The sequence below is a fragment of the Pseudomonas sp. CFBP2511 genome (assembly GCF_030209255.1).
Lineage (GTDB): Bacteria > Pseudomonadota > Gammaproteobacteria > Pseudomonadales > Pseudomonadaceae > Aquipseudomonas > Aquipseudomonas avellanae.
Genome location: NZ_JARVSI010000033.1, coordinates 1 through 16,113, shown reverse-complemented (window position 1 = coordinate 16,113; position 16,113 = coordinate 1). Strand labels below are relative to the sequence as shown.

The 16,113-nt window shown below is 56.0% G+C and carries 15 protein-coding genes, 1 tRNA gene and 1 pseudogene; 9 read left to right on the top strand and 8 right to left on the bottom strand.

Features of this window, described 5'->3' with window-relative positions:
• Window positions 1-130: 130 nt before the first annotated feature.
• On the top strand, window positions 131-2,608 hold the full coding sequence (locus QRN38_RS25775; protein WP_057418005.1) for a sensor domain-containing protein: 2,478 nt from the start codon (window positions 131-133) through the stop codon (window positions 2,606-2,608).
• Window positions 2,609-2,623: 15 nt separating this feature from the next.
• Window positions 2,624-2,700, top strand: a tRNA-Ile gene (locus QRN38_RS25770).
• A gap of 101 nt (window positions 2,701-2,801) precedes the next feature.
• Here the strand turns inward: QRN38_RS25770 and QRN38_RS25765 are convergent.
• From QRN38_RS25765 to QRN38_RS25750, 4 genes and pseudogenes are all read right to left on the bottom strand, one after another.
• Entirely contained in the window at window positions 2,802-3,392 is a 591-nt protein-coding gene (locus QRN38_RS25765; RefSeq protein ID WP_057418006.1) for a hypothetical protein, read from the bottom strand.
• A complete protein-coding gene (locus QRN38_RS25760) occupies window positions 3,392-4,543 on the bottom strand; it encodes an AAA family ATPase (RefSeq protein WP_024667186.1) in 1,152 nt (383 codons plus the stop codon). Before QRN38_RS25760 ends, QRN38_RS25765 begins: the two co-directional genes overlap by 1 nt.
• Window positions 4,544-4,947: 404 nt before the next feature.
• A pseudogene (locus QRN38_RS25755) lies at window positions 4,948-5,178 on the bottom strand (PIN domain-containing protein); the annotation flags it as partial.
• The gene (locus QRN38_RS25750; protein ID WP_005763820.1) at window positions 5,175-5,642 is read right to left on the bottom strand and encodes a helix-turn-helix domain-containing protein; all 468 of its coding nucleotides are present in this window, start codon (window positions 5,640-5,642) and stop codon (window positions 5,175-5,177) included. The gene QRN38_RS25750 and the pseudogene QRN38_RS25755, both read right to left, overlap by 4 nt.
• A 274-nt stretch (window positions 5,643-5,916) precedes the next feature.
• Between QRN38_RS25750 and QRN38_RS25745 the strand changes: the two genes are divergently transcribed.
• On the top strand, window positions 5,917-6,417 hold the full coding sequence (locus QRN38_RS25745; RefSeq protein ID WP_010208159.1) for a hypothetical protein: 501 nt from the start codon (window positions 5,917-5,919) through the stop codon (window positions 6,415-6,417).
• A gap of 45 nt (window positions 6,418-6,462) precedes the next feature.
• Window positions 6,463-7,056: an Sbal_3080 family lipoprotein gene (locus QRN38_RS25740; protein WP_057418007.1), complete on the top strand. Its 594-nt coding sequence runs from the start codon at window positions 6,463-6,465 to the stop codon at window positions 7,054-7,056.
• Between the two features lie 170 nt (window positions 7,057-7,226).
• Here the strand turns inward: QRN38_RS25740 and QRN38_RS25735 are convergent, their stop codons facing one another.
• Window positions 7,227-8,525, bottom strand: coding sequence for a M20 family metallopeptidase (locus QRN38_RS25735; protein ID WP_054089797.1), 1,299 nt, complete (start codon window positions 8,523-8,525; stop codon window positions 7,227-7,229).
• A gap of 246 nt (window positions 8,526-8,771) precedes the next feature.
• On the opposite strand from QRN38_RS25735, the gene QRN38_RS25730 reads away from it, so the two are divergent.
• On the top strand, window positions 8,772-9,902 hold the full coding sequence (locus QRN38_RS25730; RefSeq protein ID WP_057418008.1) for a Fic family protein: 1,131 nt from the start codon (window positions 8,772-8,774) through the stop codon (window positions 9,900-9,902).
• A gap of 24 nt (window positions 9,903-9,926) precedes the next feature.
• Here QRN38_RS25730 and QRN38_RS25725 read toward each other — a convergent pair whose 3' ends face one another.
• The 3 genes from QRN38_RS25725 to QRN38_RS28090 all read right to left on the bottom strand — a co-directional run bounded on the left by QRN38_RS25725 (window position 9,927) and on the right by QRN38_RS28090 (window position 11,872).
• Window positions 9,927-11,153, bottom strand: coding sequence for a type II toxin-antitoxin system HipA family toxin (locus QRN38_RS25725; protein WP_057418009.1), 1,227 nt, complete (start codon window positions 11,151-11,153; stop codon window positions 9,927-9,929).
• A complete protein-coding gene (locus QRN38_RS25720; protein WP_005737537.1) occupies window positions 11,153-11,476 on the bottom strand; it encodes a helix-turn-helix domain-containing protein in 324 nt (107 codons plus the stop codon). Before QRN38_RS25720 ends, QRN38_RS25725 begins: the two co-directional genes overlap by 1 nt.
• Before the next feature lie 129 nt (window positions 11,477-11,605).
• A complete protein-coding gene (locus tag QRN38_RS28090) occupies window positions 11,606-11,872 on the bottom strand; it encodes a hypothetical protein (RefSeq protein WP_074842959.1) in 267 nt (88 codons plus the stop codon).
• On the opposite strand from QRN38_RS28090, the gene QRN38_RS25715 reads away from it, so the two are divergent.
• The 4 genes from QRN38_RS25715 to QRN38_RS25700 all read left to right on the top strand — a co-directional run bounded on the left by QRN38_RS25715 (window position 11,786) and on the right by QRN38_RS25700 (window position 15,990).
• Complete coding sequence (locus QRN38_RS25715; protein ID WP_007244478.1) at window positions 11,786-12,862, top strand: FUSC family protein; 1,077 nt, start codon at window positions 11,786-11,788, stop codon at window positions 12,860-12,862. The two genes, QRN38_RS28090 and QRN38_RS25715, sit on opposite strands and share 87 nt — an antisense overlap.
• An 11-nt stretch (window positions 12,863-12,873) precedes the next feature.
• Window positions 12,874-13,335: an Lrp/AsnC family transcriptional regulator gene (locus tag QRN38_RS25710; RefSeq protein WP_010208153.1), complete on the top strand. Its 462-nt coding sequence runs from the start codon at window positions 12,874-12,876 to the stop codon at window positions 13,333-13,335.
• A 151-nt stretch (window positions 13,336-13,486) separates the two neighbouring features.
• Window positions 13,487-15,166 (top strand): flavin monoamine oxidase family protein, encoded by a 1,680-nt coding sequence (locus tag QRN38_RS25705; protein WP_057415700.1) that lies wholly within the window; start codon window positions 13,487-13,489, stop codon window positions 15,164-15,166.
• A gap of 17 nt (window positions 15,167-15,183) precedes the next feature.
• On the top strand, window positions 15,184-15,990 hold the full coding sequence (locus QRN38_RS25700; protein WP_005763805.1) for a carbon-nitrogen hydrolase family protein: 807 nt from the start codon (window positions 15,184-15,186) through the stop codon (window positions 15,988-15,990).
• Window positions 15,991-16,113: the final 123 nt, after the last annotated feature.

Below are 16,113 nucleotides of genomic sequence, written 5' to 3'. Positions count from 1 at the left end.
CTAATTGACCTACACCTATGTATCACCCCGGACACACGCTCTCGGGTCAAACCTTGGCTCGGCATGTGTTACCAAGGTCATATCATCAGCAGCGGTCAAACACGGACTTGAGCCACTTATGGCTGGATTAATGATCGATATCAGCGACCGGGAAGCGTTGCGACTGTCAGAAGGCAGATTCGCTTCGGTCTTCGCTCAATGTCCGGACGCCATGATCATCGCCAGCCTTATCGATGGGCACATCATGGATGCCAATCAGGCATTTGTTGAGCACACAGGGCTTTCCATCGAAGAAGTCATTGGTAAAACACCTACTGAGCTTGACCTATGGGCAGTGCCGGGCATTGGCCCAAAAGTGCTGCAACAGTTACAAACAGGCAACATCCATAATCTCGAGATCCCCTTCCGCCGCAAGAACGGGCGAACCTTTTCAGGGCTGATGTCTGCGCAACCTTTCGATCAAGGCTCAACACCGGCAGTGCTGGTGGTCGTGCGTGACATCACCGCACTCAAACAGGCCCAGCAGCAACTGCAGCTTTCCGAGGAGAAGTTCGCCAAAGCCTTTCATGCCGCGCCTGACGGGCTCGCCATTACTCGCCAGCAGGACGGCATGCTTCTGGAGGTCAACGAAGGGTTCTGCCGGATTACGGGTTACAGCGAACGGCACTGCCTTGAACATTCCACGTTCGACCTGGGCATATGGGCTGATTTAAGCGAGCGCTCCAGGCTTATCGAGCAGTTGAAGCAGCACGGCGTTGTGCATGGTTTTCGGGCTCGACTTCGCAATGTCAATGGCAGTATCCGGGTATGCGAACTGTCTTCGCACCCGCTTCTCATCTCGGGCGACGCGTGCCTGCTGACGATTTCGCGGGACATAACCGAAAGCCAGTTGATGCAGGAAAAACTGCACCTGGCCGCCACCGTCTTCGAGAGCACCGCCGAGGGCGTGCTTATCACCGATACCGACCAGCGAATAAGCGCCGTAAACCGCGCGTTCACTGAAATTACCGGCTACAGCGAGAGCGAGGCCATCGGCCAGACACCTCGTCTGCTCGCCTCCGGCCAGCATGACAGCGCATTCTACGCCTCGATGTGGCATCAGCTGACAGCCGAAGGCCACTGGCAAGGCGAGATCAGCAACCGACGCAAGAACGGCGAGCTTTATCCGAGCTGGCTGACCGTCAGCGCCGTACGCAACAAAGAGAACCTTCTGACGCACTTTGTCGCGGTGTTCGCAGACATCTCCAGCCTCAAACATGCCCAGGCGCGCCTCGACTACCAGGCTCACCACGACCCGCTGACCGGCCTGCCCAATCGCACCCTGTTCGAGAGTCGCTTGCAGTCCGCATTGCTGCACAGCGAAGAGTCCGGCAGCCTTGGCGCGGTGCTGTTTCTTGACCTGGATCGCTTCAAGCACATCAACGACAGCCTGGGCCATCCGGTCGGCGATTTGCTGCTCAAGGGTATTGCCCACCGCCTCAAGGAAACCCTGCGCGACATCGACACTGTGGCGCGACTCGGCGGTGACGAGTTCATCGTTCTGCTGCCCGGCCTGCTGCAGCCCAGCGACGCCAAGGCTATCGCCAACAAGCTGCTGGCCTGCTTCAGTACGCCGTTTGAAGCCGGCGAGCACGAGTTGTACATCAGCCCCAGCATCGGAAGCTGCGTATTCCCCACCGACGGCACCGACGTGGCGACGCTGGTCAAAAATGCCGACGCCGCCATGTACCGCTCCAAGGCTCAGGGCCGCAATCGGGTCGAAAGCTACACCCGCGACCTGACCGAACAGGCCAGTGAGCGCATTGCGCTTGAGCAGGAGCTGAGAAGAGCACTGGACCGCAATCAGCTGAGCCTGGCTTACCAGCCCAAAATCAGCCTTCTGACCCACACGCTGGTCGGCGCAGAAGCACTGATACGCTGGAGCCACCCGACGTTCGGCGAAGTGCCACCTGAACACTTCATCACCCTGGCAGAAGAAAACGGCATGATCCTGCAGATTGGCGACTGGGTGCTGGAACAGGCCTGCCGCCAAATGGGCGCATGGCGGAAAACCTGCACACCATTCGGGCCAATGTCGGTCAACCTGGCCGGCGCCCAACTGCGCCAGCCCAATCTGGTCGAGCGCATTGAACAGTTGCTCACCGACAACGGCCTGGTGCCGGATTGCCTGCAACTGGAAATCACCGAAAACTTCATCATGAGCCAGACACAGGATGCGCTGGCCGTGCTGCACAAGCTGAAACAACTCGGCGTGCAACTGGCGATCGACGACTTCGGCACCGGTTATTCCTCGCTGAGCTACCTCAAGCGCCTGCCACTGGACATCCTCAAGATCGACCAGTCCTTCATACGCGGCCTGCCCGAAGACACCCACGACGCCGCCATCGTCCGCGCCATCATCGCACTGGGCCGCAGCATGCAACTGACCGTGATCGCCGAAGGCGTCGAGACCCGCGAACAGCAGCAATTTCTCAGCGAAGAAGGCTGCGAGCAGATCCAGGGCTACATCATCAGCCTGCCCCTCCAGCCCGACGAATTCAGCGAGAGATTCCTTCTTACGAATCTTTCGGACGTTTCGGATAGCACAGCCGCGAAACCGCCGTTATAATCCGCGGCCTACTGAGGGCCCATAGCTCAGTTGGTTAGAGCAGAGGACTCATAATCCTTTGGTCCACGGTTCGAGTCCGTGTGGGCCCACCACCTTTGAAAGCCGCGCATTGCGCGGCTTTTTTGGTTTTTTGTTTGAGTTTAGGCTATCTGCTTCTCTTCTCTACGATGCAAAGTTCACCAAAAGTGACGCATCACAAAAATCTCTCGACCCGAAGAATCGATCTTGCAAGGCTGGGTGACCGCTCCGAGGCTCTTTGAGCGCACCACTGCTCCTTGACAAAACCTGTCAAGTGAAGGTTGTAGCCCAACCCAGTTTTCGCTCGCGCTTGTTTATTAGGGAGCATTTCATCGCGAAGAATTCTTCGCTTACTTCTTCCGATGAGCCCAATCAGTGCTTCTTTCGGATCCCTGATTTCATCTGGTAATGGCGGCAAAGCCGCAGCACTCAACTCTGCAAATTGGCTAAACCCCTCATGATCAGCTAGAACCCAGCTTTCAGCTTCCCTAACCGCCAGCCGTAGAATTAAATTTTCGTGCGCGCGCGCAGGCATCCACGAATTTCGCTGTTTAACAACACAGTTGTCCTGATCACCATCGGCAAGCATTAGCACTGGCATTCTTGTAGCGATACTGTTTAAGGCCGTTATTTTATCCTTGAAAGGGCCAAACCCTCCCGCACATATCTGATTGGCTATACTCGATCCAGGACAAACCTGACGAACGATCGCGATTGCTAATTCACAACAGAGCTGGTCTTCTCCCATAACAAAAAAATCAACCATTATGAAAATAATCCTAGCTGGTCAATCTCTGCAGGCCTAGCTTTAGGTAGCATTACATCGGCAGGAGACAAACCTGCGTCCATCATCATTTTTTCCTCTTCAGAAGCCATACGAGCGGTAGTGCCGTCCGGACTGGTTTCCAGTAGTACGATAGCATTACTGTCCAACGGGTTCTTTAAAAGCGCTTCACTGTGCGTTGTTATGATAACCTGCCTACCAGCGGCCTTCTGCTGCCTTAATATACGATCAATCATTAATGGTATATGAGAAACAATAGCATCATTTAGTGACAGCTCGGGCTCTTCTAAAAGCAATAACGTTGTACTCTCCTGCAGCATCCACAACAAACCAATCAACCTCAACGTACCATCTGAAAATTGATCCTCCCTCTGCCAAGCGCCATGGTTGCGCCAATGCTGATACGAAGCCATGAGATGAGGCTGCCCAGTAACTTTATCAAGTTCAAACTTTAGCTCACTAAATTGCGGAACAGCTTTCGCCAATGCAACTTGAATTCGCCTAAGCTTGGCTTCACGGGTTTTCTGTGGCGTTTTTGCAATCCTTTGCATTAACCCTTGACCAAAGGGGTCTCCTTCTAGAGTTCTCCCACTTATTTCTGCGTGCTTTAATAGCTGGGGAACTAGGTGCAAATATGTTGCTTCTTGCATGAAATCAGCGACCCCCCTAAATTTAACGTTCGCATTTATTTGCTCAAGGGCCGTTTGCGTCAAGCGAGCAACATCTTTCTTATCGGCAGCAGTAGGACGGTTGATCACATTCTTTCCTTTGAACGTCGCCACTTCTCTAGTAACCAATATACGTTGCGCCCCCTTCCCTTCAGGTTTAAACCCTAACGAGTATGTCCAGACTGGTTCCTCCCCAACCTCTTCAGAAATTTCAACATCAATTCTAACTTCGATATCAGTTCGAGCCTGTAGACACCGAAGCTTCTTGATTCCGCCTCTATCCTCGATTGCTTTTTGTAGCCCACCACCTGCCGGTTTACAGATATCACGCAAGAACCTAAACACGTCAAGCAGGTTTGACTTTCCTGTTGCGTTCGCACCTATAATGTAAGTGCGAGTATTAAAAGGAACCTCTAACTTCTTAAAATTTCGCCAGTTCTTTAAAGTCAGCTTTGTTATGAGCATTTCAATTCCTTAAAATTTTTCTTTTTTGAAGACAGCATAGTTAAAAAGCTTTAGTTATGCCTATTCACTCAGACTAAAATCAGCAAACTCTCGTGTCATAGCAAAGCAGTGTGGCCCAAGACTCGTTGCAGCGCCAGTATGTCTTCGCCATTCATCATGTCATGCCTAGCGGACGTATACCTTAACGCACGACTCACATGCCCTTCAGGCAAGTCCAGACGATAGCTTCAACCGATCTCTGGAAAGTGTTGTATGCCGACGCAAATGGCAACTTCTTTTCAGTCGTCTCTCTAAACCGTCAGTAATTGATGCGGATAGGTTCTAGCTAGATTTCGTCTTGATGTGCCTACCGCTTGAAAGTGACCGCAGTCTTGAAACATGAGCGCGAAGCATACCTCAAAGGGTACCAGACCGTCCGGCACTGCCTTATCCATCAGCGCAGACGTGCGATCCAGTTGCTCACGGGTAAGCTCTGGACGATTGATCAGAAGGTTGCGCTTCCACTCGTCATGAATTTGAGAAGACCAGCGTGCGCGGTACACGCCAGTCAATGCCAAGTGCATCAGAAAGTCACGAAGCGGTGCCGGGTATAGGACGTTGGCGTCATAGAAAGCTGTAAACGGCGAATGCCTCATTCATATCCCATCCCTAGTTCCTGGGCTTGCGCGGCCAACTCGTCCATGGCTTCGCGACTTGCCTGGTCGCGCTGCTGCTTGTAGCTCATCAAATCAGCAAATTTGACTCGGCGGTGCCTGCCGGTTTTAGTGTGCGGCAACATGCCTTGGTCCAGCATCTTCACCAGATGAGGCCGGGACACATTGAGCATGTCTGCTGCTTCCTGAGTAGTGAGTTCAGCATGAATGGGGACCACCTTGACGGCGTTACCCAGCGCAAGCTCACTGAGAATTTCGCCGAGCAAACGGAGTGCAAACATAGGCAGCTCGACGACTTCGCGCTGTTGCGTTTCGTCCACAAGCTCAATGCGCTGGGTGTCACATTTCGTTGTAAGAAACGCTGCTAATTGCCGACTTGATTCAACCGCCGCAGCGATTTCTTTCTCCCCAGGAAGAACGGTGCGAGTGGCGTTTGCGCTGCTCATAATTTTCTCCAGTACGGTACATTACGTAATCATGGTCGCTGCTCAGCGCACATACCGTCTTTTTATTCGAAATAAACGAAAAACGCAATAAACGAAACGAGCTTACGGCGAAGCGCGACTTTTACCAGTAGGTCTTCTGATGGACGGCACGCCAATGTGGCTTTCAGCTTAGCGATTTGGCGCGAATACCTTCCCAACCAAAGGGTAAACGAAGGCTTCGGCGGATCTCGCTCAGCGCTCCTTTACAAACGCAATCAAAAAGGGCCATACCCCCATGCCCGTAAGGCGAATCAGGCTGATCATGCCTTGCTCTGCGACTCAAGCATTTGAGACATTCCACAACCATGACATTCGCACACGCTGGGACAGCCTGTTATCCAGCGCGGTGGTCGAAGACGGCAGCAGTCATCCTTACGTGGGGGCCATTTCGTCCAACCAAGGGCGTGGCTGGAAACGCCTCTTTGCCATGCGCACGCGCTTTGTGAACTACAAGCCCTCACACCACGTTGCTGCTGCCGTCCTGATAGAACCTCAAGGTTGCTTTCAGGAATGGGCAGCGTCTATGCACCACAAAGACCTCGGCGATAACACGTCAGAACTGACGTATACGTTCAATCTGCGTTTGAGACCCCGCTGGCTGGGGTGGATGTTTGATTCGCTGATCAACAGGTTGTTTGAAATTGAAACCCGGCGACGCTTCGCGGCGATGGCGAAGTACCTGGCTGGGGAACACGGACAGATGCCCTCTAACCAGGACGGGACAATGAATCAGTAAAAGCCGTGGTACCTTGCCGGCCTTATTAATGACAAGGAGGTCGCCATGCGCACCCTTTATATCTCCATCATAGTGGCATCCGCAGTATTGGCATCGGGCTGCACCATCAACCAAACGGTGACTCCCGTTCAGCTTTCTCAGGACCTGGCACCGGAAATCTGCATGATTCCTGCTAAGGGTCTGCGCGAAGGGTTCAATACGACCTACGTCAGGTTGCTGACCGAGAAAGGCTTTCATACACGTCAGATTCCGCCGGGCAGCAGCCCGTCCAGCTGCCCTCTGACGACAACCTATATCGGAACCTGGAGTTGGGACGTGGCCATTTACATGAGTTATGCCGACATTCGCGTTTATCAATTTGGTCAGCAAGTGGGCCAGGCTGAATATGATTCGCGCTGGGGCGGTGGACGTGTGATCGACAAGTTTATCAATGCAGAGAAAAAGATCACCGAGATGACCAACCAGTTATTTCCCAAAGGCGCCGCTGGGTTGAAAGGCACCCAAGGTTCGAACTCAGTTGCCGGCACATCCCCCCTGACAAAAGAAGCCTACCAGCAGCAACAGCTCGATCTGCTTAAAGATCAGAGTCTTCCTTATGCTGAATATCAAAAGCGCTACAAGCAAATAATGGCCGAATAGCTCGACAAGCTTACCGGGATAATTGCCAGCGCCTGATCCCTTTGCCCGCGGTTCGTGGTCAGTGTCAGGCGGCAGCCAGAGTCCGACGATCTGCGCAGGTCGAACTTCATGGAGTTTCCCCCTTGGTCACTGTAAAGAGCCCGAAAGAGCTTGCGCCTGTCCAAGACAAATCACTGGTTACCATAGCGGCTCAGGAAAATAGCCGCCCGTTTCGTCACCACGGGCAAGGAGCCCAACTCGATGGTTTCATTTTCACTGTGCGCACCTGCCCCCCACGCACCAAGACCGTCCAGGCTCGCAGTCACATACTTGTTCACATAGGAAATATCTGCGCCGCCTCGTTCTGCTGAGGGCGCCGACTCCAGAGCAGGTCCGTCGAGATCCTGGCTGACCTGACTGTAGGCTGCCAGTAGTTGGCGATTGCTTTCGCGATCCGCCATGACCGGCATGATGGCTTTTATTTTCAGGTCGCTGTTGGTCTGCGGCAGCGGGTGACTGGCTATGTCCTTCATTCGGGTTTCCGCAGAGGCTCTCTGGTCTTCACTGCTGAAGCGCAAATCACCATGCACCGACGTGATCCGGGCAACTGTTGTCTTTCTTCCAGAAGCCGTGCCTTGCCCACTGGCACTATCTTCCACAGCCGTTGAGCCGCCCAGAATGAGTCCCGGATTGATGGTCAGGCCCTGCTCGTTCGACAGTTTCTGACGAATCTCGTCAAGCACTCGGGCCGACTCGTACATCGCACCAAAACCGGTCTCAGGCTGAAAGATCGTCGCTGAATGTTTGTCGATACCGGTGCTGGTCAAAAACCATTCACTCAGCCCTCTTCGCTCGGTGATCAGTTGATTGGGCGACAAGGCGAATTCGAAGCCCAGCGCAATGTCGCTTCTTTTGGCTTCGGCGATCAGCCACTCTCTGGAAATCTCGGTCGGTTTGGCCGCCAGCTCTTCATCGCCTATCAAGACTACCGAGATGTTCATCTTTTCCAGCGCGCCGCTGTGCTTGAGCGCCTGTAATGCATAAAGCATCGTGACCACGCCGCCTTTGTCATCAATGACGCCGGGCCCCTTGGCTTTTTTGCCGCCGTCCAGGTAAGCGAACGTCTGAAAGCGGCTTGTTTGAGGAAAGACCGTATCCAGATGGCCTATCAGCAGAATACGTTTTGCAGACTTGCTGCCGTCATGCACAGCAACAAGGCTGCCGGCATGGTTCATTGCCGAGGGCAGGTCGTGCCAGGTGGTCTCGAAACCCAACGCCTCCAGCTCCGGCTTGATCAGGTTACCGACCTTGACGACACCCTCAACGTTGTCTGTCCCGCTGTTGATGTTGACCAGCTTCTCAAGCAACGCGATCTGTTCGGTGCCGTGACTGTCGATGTAAGACGTGATGTTCTGTTCATCACGTGCCGTTCCTGCCAATGCACCTTCGCAGACGACCAGAGTAAGGAGCAGAGCAATACATTTTTTCATGCGGGATAGAGTCCACTTGGCGATCAATCAATAGCATCAGATTACCCGTGACGGGCCTGACTGTGCCGACTTAAGTGGCAGGCAAGCTCTATGGGTTCCCTTAAACGGGTGTTCGACAGATGCAAACCCGAATATTTTACCCACCCAAAGAAGCGACGCTGGAAGATGAGCCGAATAGCCTGCACAATCGGCTCATCTCATGAGCCGAATAAATCCTTTATTCGGCTCACTGCACAGGCATATCCGATGTCCGAACATCTCTGGATCTGGCAGCAACCGGACTGGCCGTTTTTCAGCTGGGACGAAGAACGCATCGCACCGTTACTGCGGGCATGTGCCAAGGCTCAAGGGCAGTTGCTGGGTATGAGCGGTGCTGTGGCTGGCAATACCGGAATGCAGGAGGTTCTGGATAAGCTGCTACAGAACATCATCACCTCGTCTGCCATTGAAGGCGAGCAGTTGAATGCGGGCTCTGTAAGGTCTTCACTGGCCCGTCGCCTGGGAATTGCCGATAAAGGCAAGCTGAGCCCTCGCAGTGAGGGGTTGGCCGAACTGATGCTGGACGCCACCCGAGGACACGCCCAGGCGCTTGACTTGCAGCGTCTGTATGACTGGCATCGCTGGCTGTTTTCAGCGGAGGACAACTCAGTCTCCGGGCGCATTCTGGTCGGCCAACTGCGTGGCGACGATCCCATGCAGGTTGTTTCCAGAAGACTTGATCGGCCAAAGGTGCATTTTGAAGCGCCACCCCGCCCGGTGCTTTCCCGGCAGTTGGACGATTTTATCGACTGGTTTGCCACCAGCCAGAATGACCAGCGTCTTGACCCATTCATACGTGCCGGTATTGCACATTTCTGGTTTGTGACGCTGCATCCCTTTGATGACGGCAATGGTCGTCTGACACGAGCACTGACTGACCTGGCACTGGCTCAGGGCGATCAGCAGGCCATTCGTCTGTTCGCCATGTCGGCCAGCATCCTCGACGACCGGACCGGGTATTACCGCGTATTGGAGGCCAGCCAGAAAAGCACGACCGACATAACCCAATGGCTGGAGTGGTTTCTGCGCACATTGCTGAGCAGTATTGAGCATGCCTTGGCTCGCATTGAACGCGTGCTGGCCAAAACACGGTTTTGGCAACTGCACACCCGCGACGGCTTTTCCGCCGAGCAGGTAAAGGTGCTCAATCGTCTGCTTGACGGAGGCGAGCACGGTTTTGAAGAGGGGCTGAGCGCTGCGCAGTATCAAGCCGTGGCGAAAGTTTCCAAAGCCACGGCTACCCGTCATTTAAGCGCCCTGCTCGCCAACAACTGCCTGGTGCGCTTGCCAGGTGGCGGTCGAAGTACACGCTATCAGATCAATTGGTCTGCACTGTAGCGAGCCGCAAAACCAACGGCGCTGCTAACGCTTCAGGCGCGCCCCACTGGTCGCAGTGACCGCAGCATCCAGTTCCGCGCCAGCAAGGAACTGGCTGTAGTAGTCGTGCAGTTCGGCCTCCCAGCTTGCGACCTCATCCAGCACGGCTTCAGCTTGCGACTTGTTCAGCGCAAAGTGACTGTGCTGGCTCAACAGATTGCCTCGATTGAGACGCGGCCCTTCGATACCCACCGACATGGCAAGCACCTGAGCAGGCCCTTCGTCCAGAATCGGCAGCACGTCGTACATGGGCGACAGTCGCCAGGTGCCGTCTTTAAAGATAACCGCGTGGTTACGAGGATGGTCATCGGCATTGCCGACCAGCACGTTATAGGCCATGCGCCGATACAGCTCTCGCCTGTCCTGATCGGGAGCCCCCCGGCGATAGAGCTCGTCAGCGAGTGCAGCGTATTGCCAATCCGGATGGCTACGCGCTTTCCACTCGGCATCCAGCAAGGTCAGCCCGCTGAGCATCGGCAGCCGCCGAAAACGACCGCTACGCTCTTCAAAAAACCGGTCAAAGCGCTCGACCAAAAGCGTATTGATTCTTTCGCTGCGATACAGCGACGTGTTGGCCGCCTGAAGCCCTTTGAGCCCTGCGAATGTCATGCAGGCATGCTCTACAGAAGGCAGATCATAGTGATCGAATTTGTCACGGGGCTTGGCCAGGATCAACTTCTTGTCGAACAGGTAGGTTCGCTTTGGACGAGCGCCACCTGCCGAGGATCGCTGATCCCTGACCTTGAGAATCTCCAGTTGCTCAGCAGTGAGTTGGCTGTCATAGATTGCTTCGCAAGTATCGATAAAGTGATCGAGGCCTCTGGCATGCAGGGCCTTGGGAGGCGTCTGGCCCAACCCGTCCTGCGGCACGCGCGCCGCACCGGCCATGATGTTGCCCGCTCTGTCGCCGTTGGGGGACTTGAGCAGAAGCTGGATCGAATCCAGCGGGCCTTTCTCAACCCGATGCAACAGCCGCTCACCCCAGCCGTCCGGCATGGCGTCGTCAATAAAACCGGGAACGCCGCCATTTTTCGTCACGGAATAAGAGCGCGCAGACAGCGGATACCTGAAAGGATCCGGCACCCAGATGTTTTCCTGCACCGCATCAGGTGAATACTGAAAAGTCCCGACACCGGACTGAATCGTCAGCTTGCCCAGCGTAAGCGTCTGCCCGCTGACAGGGCACTCCATGTAAATATAAGCCTGAGCCATCAGAAATCCTCCGGCCTGTTCCTGGGCAAGCGGACGCGCTTGCGGTCGGCAGCTTCAAGCTGTTCGACGCTGAACGACTCGTCGTCTCGCAGCCCCTGAAACAAGCGCTCTGACACGCCAAGGCCCCAGACCACCAACATGAAGTCGCGCAGCGATACGCCGTCTGCGCTGCCGGCTTCAATGCGGCGGAACGTGCGAAGCGTGATGCCCAGCCTCTCGGCGAGATCGATCTGGCGAACGCCCTGCTGCAGCCTGGCCTGCTTCACCAGCAGGGCGATCCGCATCAGCGTGTCGGTGCATTGAACGGGGAAAAAAGCTTTCATGAGCAATACCGGCAAGCAGGGCGCGGGAAATCAAGAGATCACAAAGTAGCACGTATGCACACCTTTGGCTGCTGATAATGGCTCATGAAAACACGCATTAACCACGATAAAGCTTCATATAGAGCCACCTTAAGAAGACATAAATCTTGCTCTTACTGCATTCAGAGCTCTTTTCCTACCGTTCATGTGCGCAAGGCCATGCTCACCGATCACCAACAAACCCCACCCATCGCCGGTCAAATGTGGCTTACTGAGGCCTACCATCATCCAATCAGGGATCTCTTCCCTACCCTCGCGGTCTCTTAACGCATGACGAATTCGCGCTCTGCTTTCATACCCTCCTGGCTTCGCCCTGTTCTGCGTCCTTTGCTGGATCCGTATCGCCGTTACCGGCATGCGCGGCTGATCCATGCGGCGCGGATTGCGGTGGGGTTGCTGGTAACCATCCTGCTGACCACTGGCCTGAATTTGCCGCATGGCGAATGGGCGTCGGTGACCATGCTGATCGTGATCGGCGGTTTGCAGCATCACGGCAATATCGGCAAAAAGTCAGTCGAGCGGGCCTACGGGACGCTGATCGGCGCCGGGCTCGGCCTGATTGTGGTGGTGCAGCAGGGTTATCTGGAAATGCCACTGCTGACCTACGCAATGATGTCGGTGCTGTGCGGCTTTTTCGCCTATCACGCCATCGGCAAGGGCGGCTACACCGCGCTGCTCTCGGCGATTACGCTGTTTATCGTCGCCGGGCACGGCTACAACCCGATCAGCGACGGGCTGTGGCGCACGGTCGATATCCTGATTGGTATCGCGCTGGCGCTGGCTTTCTCATTCGCGCTGCCGTTGTACGCCGTGTTTTCGTGGCGCTACAACCTGGCCAGCGGCCTGCGTGACTGCGCCAAGGTGTACGGACGCATTGTGCAAGGCCAGCCGGTCACCGCTGACGAGCACCTCAAGCTCACGGCCAGGCTCAACGCCACGATGCTGCAATTGCGCTCGCTGCTGCCGTCGGTCTCCAAGGAAGTCAAGATGTCCATGGTCGAACTGGACGCCATTCAGGGGCATTTCCGCATGTGCCTGAGCACCCTGGAAATTCTCGCCAACATTCGTCCTGCCGACCTGGACAAGGTGGCGGGTGAATCGTTGAAAGGCTCGCTGGACGGCGATTACCGGCAGATCCGTCGGCAGTTGATCGGCATGGCTCGCGCGCTGCAAACCGGCGCGACCGAGCGCTTGATACGTACGCCTGAAACGACTGAAACGCCAGCGGTGCAGCCAGTCATACCGGCCGAATTGATGGGCTATCACTTGATGACTCAGCAACTGGCGCAGAACCTCGACGGCTTGCAGGCACGTCTGGCCAAGACCGCCAAACGCTGGAAGTTCTGAAGGAAATGTCCGTGTCCGAAACCCGCCCGCCCGTGCTCGATGAAATTGATCAGAAATTGATCGCTGCGCTGCAAATCAACGCACGCGAAAGCATCGCCATGCTGGCCCGCCAACTGGGCATCGCCCGCACCACCGTCACCTCGCGACTTGCACGGCTGGAAAGCAGCAAAGTGATCACCGGCTATGGCGTGCGTCTTGCCCAACGCGTGGTCAACGGCGGCTTGCAGGCCTATGTCGGCATCACCGTACAACCGCGCTCGGGCAAGGAAGTGCTACGGCGCTTGAGTGCGATGGCGCAGGTTCAGCAATTGTGTGCGGTGAGTGGCGAGTTCGATTATGTCGCCTGGCTGCGCACTGATTCTCCAGAGCAACTGGACCAGCTTCTTGACCTGATTGGCAGCGTGGACGGCGTGGAGAAAACCACCACGTCGATCATTCTCAGCAGCAAGATCGACCGTGGGCAGCCGGTCTGACTCAGTGCGAATAACGACGAAACACTCAAAACAACCACAAGCTTCGTCATTTAGCACAAACAAACTGCATTTCGACGACACTTTGCGTCTTATTAACGTGCTCGCGCTTATCTAGACTGTTGTTTTTCGCCGTTGCCCATCAAGGTCCGTCATGAAGAACAACCGTCACCCCGCCAACGGCAAGAAGCCGATCACCATGTTCGGCCCTGATTTCCCCTTTGCCTTCGATGACTGGATCGAGCACCCGAAGGGTCTGGGCAGCATTCCGGCTGAATATCATGGCGCAGAAGTGGCGATTATCGGCGCCGGTATTGCCGGGCTGGTAGCGGCTTACGAATTGATGAAGATGGGCCTCAAACCCGTGGTGTATGAAGCCTCCAAGATGGGCGGCCGTCTGCGCTCGCAGGAGTTCGAAGGCGCCAAAGGCATCGTTGCCGAATTGGGCGGCATGCGCTTCCCGGTGTCATCGACGGCGTTCTTTCACTACGTCGACAAGCTGGGCCTTGAGTCCAGGCCGTTTCCCAACCCGCTGACGGCCGCCTCCGGCAGCACGGTCATCGACCTGGAAGGCACCACTTATTACGCGCAGATGCTATCGGACCTGCCCGCCCTGTTTCAGGAAGTCGCCGATGCCTGGGCCGACGCACTGGAAAGCGGCTCGCAGTTCGGTGACATCCAGCAAGCCATCCGCGACCGTGATGTGCCGCGTCTCAAGGAGCTGTGGAACAAGCTGGTGCCGTTGTGGGACGACCGCACCTTCTATGACTTCGTCGCGACGTCCAAGGCGTTCGCCAAACTGTCCTTCTATCATCGCGAAGTGTTTGGCCAGGTCGGTTTCGGCACTGGCGGCTGGGATTCGGACTTCCCCAATTCGATGCTGGAAATCTTCCGCGTGGTGATGACCAACTGCGATGAGCACCAGCACCTGATCGTCGGCGGCGTGCAGCAAGTGCCGGTCGGGTTATGGAGCCACGTGCCCGAGCGTTGCGCCCATTGGCCGAAGGGCACCAGCCTGTCTTCGTTACATCGTGGCGCGCCTCGCCCCGGCGTGAAGCGCATTGCGCGAGCCGAGGATGGAAGCTTTGCCGTGACCGACAACTGGGGCGACACCCGGCAATACGCCGCCGTGCTGACCACCTGCCAAAGCTGGCTGCTGACCACCCAGATCGAGTGCGAGGAATCGCTGTTCTCGCAAAAGATGTGGATGGCCCTGGACCGCACCCGTTACATGCAGTCGTCGAAGACGTTCGTCATGGTCGACCGGCCGTTCTGGAAAGACAAGGACCCGCAAACCGGTCGCGACCTGATGAGCATGACCCTCACCGACCGATTGACCCGTGGCACTTATCTGTTCGATAACGGCGACGACAAGCCGGGGGTGATCTGCCTGTCCTACTCGTGGATGAGCGATGCACTGAAGATGCTGCCGCAACCCATCGAGAAGCGCGTGAAGCTGGCGCTCGATGCGCTGAAAAAGATTTACCCTAAAGTGGACATCGCGGCGCGCATCATCGGCGATCCGATCACAGTTTCGTGGGAAGCCGATCCGCACTTCCTCGGCGCGTTCAAGGGTGCGCTGCCGGGCCATTACCGCTACAACCAGCGCATGTACGCGCACTTCATGCAGCAGGACATGCCCAGCGAACAGCGCGGCATGTTCATCGCCGGTGACGATGTGTCCTGGACGCCAGCCTGGGTAGAAGGCGCGGTGCAGACGTCGCTGAATGCGGTATGGGGCATCATGAATCACTTTGGCGGCAAGACTCACGCTGAAAACCCGGGCCCCGGCGATGTATTCCACGAAATCGGCCCGATCACGCTGGCTGACTGACAACCAGGGAAAACGTCATGCGCATAGCGCTGTATCAATGCCCGCCACTGCCGCTGGACATCAGCGGCAACCTGGCTCGTCTGGAGCAACAGGCCGTCAGCGCCGCCGCACAAGGTGCGAATGTGCTGATTTGCCCGGAGATGTTTCTGACCGGCTACAACATTGGCGCCCAAGCGGTCAGTGAGCTGGCTCAGGCACACGACGGTTCGGCAGCTACGCGCATCGCTGCGATCGCGAAGGCCAATGGCATTGCGATCCTGTACGGCTACCCGGAGCGCGATACCGATCAGCAGGTGTACAACGCTGTGCAACTGATCGACGAGCACGGCGTCAGTCTGTGCAACTACCGCAAGACGCATTTGTTCAGTGAGCTGGACAGATCGATGTTCTCCGCGGGCGCAGACTATTTCCCGGTGGTCGAATTGAACGGCTGGCGATTGGGCATGCTGATTTGCTACGACGTGGAATTCCCCGAAAACACTCGCCGGCTGGCGCTGGCAGGGGCCGAGCTGATCCTGGTGCCGACCGCGAATATGGCGCCTTACGACTTTGTCTGTGACGTGACCGTGCGGGCGCGGGCGTTCGAGAACCACTGTTACGTTGTATACGCCAACTATTGCGGCAGCGAAGGCGAGATTCGTTACTGCGGGCTTAGCAGTCTCTGCGCACCGGACGGCAGCCGCCCGCTGCTGGCAGGTCAGGACGAAGGCTTGCTGGTGGGGACGCTGGACAAAGCACTGCTGGCGCAGGCCAGAACGGTGAACGACTACTTTGTTGATCGTCGGCCAGAATTGTATACGTCACTGACCCGAGCCAGAGACTGATACATCAAGCGGCTGCAGCGGCCTCTTCGTGAGCAATGCGGATCGCCGCCCCGGTCACTCCCACATTTTGGACTGCCCCCAAGAAGTTGGACACCAATCCGACCTAATGGGGGTGTTCAAATG

Excerpts from the sequence above, each read along its gene's own strand:
- QRN38_RS25775 (WP_057418005.1), top strand. The coding sequence starts at position 131 with ATGATCGATATCAGCGACCGGGAAGCGTTGCGACTGTCAGAAGGCAGA.
- QRN38_RS25765 (WP_057418006.1), bottom strand. The coding sequence starts at position 3,392 with ATGGTTGATTTTTTTGTTATGGGAGAAGACCAGCTCTGTTGTGAATTA.
- QRN38_RS25760 (WP_024667186.1), bottom strand. The coding sequence starts at position 4,543 with ATGCTCATAACAAAGCTGACTTTAAAGAACTGGCGAAATTTTAAGAAG.
- QRN38_RS25750 (WP_005763820.1), bottom strand. The coding sequence starts at position 5,642 with ATGAGCAGCGCAAACGCCACTCGCACCGTTCTTCCTGGGGAGAAAGAA.
- QRN38_RS25745 (WP_010208159.1), top strand. The coding sequence starts at position 5,917 with ATGCCCGTAAGGCGAATCAGGCTGATCATGCCTTGCTCTGCGACTCAA.
- QRN38_RS25740 (WP_057418007.1), top strand. The coding sequence starts at position 6,463 with ATGCGCACCCTTTATATCTCCATCATAGTGGCATCCGCAGTATTGGCA.
- QRN38_RS25735 (WP_054089797.1), bottom strand. The coding sequence starts at position 8,525 with ATGAAAAAATGTATTGCTCTGCTCCTTACTCTGGTCGTCTGCGAAGGT.
- QRN38_RS25730 (WP_057418008.1), top strand. The coding sequence starts at position 8,772 with ATGTCCGAACATCTCTGGATCTGGCAGCAACCGGACTGGCCGTTTTTC.
- QRN38_RS25725 (WP_057418009.1), bottom strand. The coding sequence starts at position 11,153 with ATGGCTCAGGCTTATATTTACATGGAGTGCCCTGTCAGCGGGCAGACG.
- QRN38_RS25720 (WP_005737537.1), bottom strand. The coding sequence starts at position 11,476 with ATGAAAGCTTTTTTCCCCGTTCAATGCACCGACACGCTGATGCGGATC.
- QRN38_RS25715 (WP_007244478.1), top strand. The coding sequence starts at position 11,786 with ATGACGAATTCGCGCTCTGCTTTCATACCCTCCTGGCTTCGCCCTGTT.
- QRN38_RS28090 (WP_074842959.1), bottom strand. The coding sequence starts at position 11,872 with ATGCCGGTAACGGCGATACGGATCCAGCAAAGGACGCAGAACAGGGCG.
- QRN38_RS25705 (WP_057415700.1), top strand. The coding sequence starts at position 13,487 with ATGAAGAACAACCGTCACCCCGCCAACGGCAAGAAGCCGATCACCATG.
- QRN38_RS25700 (WP_005763805.1), top strand. The coding sequence starts at position 15,184 with ATGCGCATAGCGCTGTATCAATGCCCGCCACTGCCGCTGGACATCAGC.